This window comes from Sinomicrobium pectinilyticum, from assembly GCF_003725735.1.
GTDB classification, from domain to species: Bacteria; Bacteroidota; Bacteroidia; order Flavobacteriales; family Flavobacteriaceae; genus Sinomicrobium; species Sinomicrobium pectinilyticum.
In genome coordinates, this window is record NZ_RJTM01000227.1 from 1 (window position 1) to 1,101 (window position 1,101).

Sequence of the window (1,101 nt, forward strand, 5' to 3'; positions counted from 1 at the left end):
TGTTCTTTTTATGACGGTTTTCCAGGTTCCGGATAATGGTTTCCTTTTGCCTCAGGAGTTCGGGGGTATCGTATTTCCGGGCTATTTCTCCGCCGATTACTCGTTCTTCCAACAACACGCTATCTAATTCCAGGAGTTTATCGATATATATAAGCTGGCTATCTCTTTCTTGACGATCATTATAATAGGCTGTAAGATATTCGTAAGCATCTCTGAATTCAGGAATCACGGCACTGATTTTAGTAATCAGGGAGTCTGTCTTGAGAAATACAGATGTTGCTTTTTCATTTCTACCCAAAGCTTGGAAGGATTTCCCCCGGTAATATTGTGCTAAAGCAATATTGTATTTCTCTTTGATATAAGGAATAGCTTTATCCAGGCTATCGAGAGCGTCTTGAAAATTACCCTTATAGAATTCCAGTTTACCACTGTTGCAAACCATTCTGTAGTAAGACGCGGAATTTTTATACTCCAAACTTTTATGAATACCATATTTGAAATATTTTTGAGAAGAGTCTAACTCTTTTAAATGAAGATAATTATAGGCCAGATCACTGATTGCAGAAAGATGCATGCTCTCATACTTGTTTCCATGATTAGGGCTATAACTGTATTCCTCCCGGTATATTGGTTGATTTTCTATTGCATGTAAGTAATTTTTATTCATTTCTACAGCTCCCTTATAATCACCAATCCTGCTTTTTAGAAATGCAATCCTGGGCTGAATATCTACCAGCATTTTAATATTATCTCTTTCCACGGCATAGTTATAACCGATAAGATAGTATTCCATGGTTTTTTTATAATCGTCCAAATAGTAGTACCAATACCCTTTTAATAAATAACCTACGGCAGGATAAAATTTATCTTTTGAGTTTTGTGTCAGCTTAATAATAGTATCTGCATACTGTAAACCTCTCTTTGCCCCGAAGCTTGTGGCGTAATAATAGTATCCGTTTGCGGCTTCTATAGAATCTTTTTCTCCCTTGGCTTTTTCAATATAGGCGTTAACAATAGTTTTAGCCGTAAGAGTATCTTTAGGTAGCCATTGGTAAAACAGGGTGTTGAGATCGTCATAGCTTTTATGGAGGAGGGTGTCTT

Annotated in this window: 1 protein-coding gene; it reads right to left on the reverse strand. The window is 36.6% G+C overall.

Annotation, left to right across the window (positions count from 1 at the left end):
- A partial coding sequence (locus tag ED312_RS24055) for a tetratricopeptide repeat protein (protein WP_170164619.1) occupies nt 1–1,101 on the reverse strand: 1,101 nt, incomplete at both ends.